The organism is Vibrio sp. 10N.222.46.A1, from assembly GCF_041473595.1.
Taxonomy (GTDB): Bacteria; Pseudomonadota; Gammaproteobacteria; order Enterobacterales; family Vibrionaceae; genus Vibrio; species Vibrio tasmaniensis_A.
Genome location: NZ_JBFRSN010001027.1, coordinates 1 through 700 on the forward strand (window position 1 = coordinate 1; position 700 = coordinate 700).

The 700-nt window shown below is 40.7% G+C and carries 1 protein-coding gene; it reads right to left on the reverse strand.

Annotated features, from left to right (window positions below; all coding sequences use genetic code 11):
- Positions 1-52 precede the first annotated feature (52 nt).
- Entirely contained in the window at positions 53-403 is a 351-nt protein-coding gene (locus AB4496_RS23335) for a hypothetical protein (RefSeq protein WP_012600708.1), read from the reverse strand.
- Positions 404-700 lie beyond the last annotated feature (297 nt).

A 700-nucleotide genomic window follows, 5' to 3' on the forward strand; every position in this document is an offset into this window, starting at 1 on the left:
GTTAAGCATCGATTAGATTATTCGATGTACCATATAGATAGGCGCTAAATTATTAGCGTACTCGATGCTCTATCGTGAAGTCAGGTAATGACTCCCAGTTGATTGTACGCATTCCACCAGTACAACCACTGACAGAAGTCTTGTATGAATTCAAGCCAACCACATTACCTTTGTAAAAGTACACAACTTGGTGAGAGTTTGCTCCAAAAGATGTTCCACTTTGACAGTATTGGAATGCTTCGTTAAACCCTTTCATTTGACGATCTTGTGGCATACCCATAATTTCAATCACATCACGTTTACTCATACCGTAGTCAATTAACACTGTTTGACCATCGAGCGATTCACAACCAGATAGAGCTAAGCTTGAAAGAATGGCCGTCGATAAAATTAGTTTGTTCACTATTTAGTGTCCTTGGAAGAAAGCAGGCACTTGAACACTGCTCAATTGTTGAAAGTGGCGCTAATTCTCACCCACCTACCAAGGAAAATAACAACAAATAAATTTAGTCGTGACAGTAAGATGCAGTAAAACAAATCCACTCTATAGCTCTGCGTTTTGAATTGTGCTTAGCTCGCGGCCTCATATCCTTATTCACCAATGCTCTGTGGTTGTGGCTTAGTGCCATCACATCGTCAGCTAACGCCAGCATAACACGTTTGCTACCATGCAGATTAAGCTCAATTTACCACTGAACAC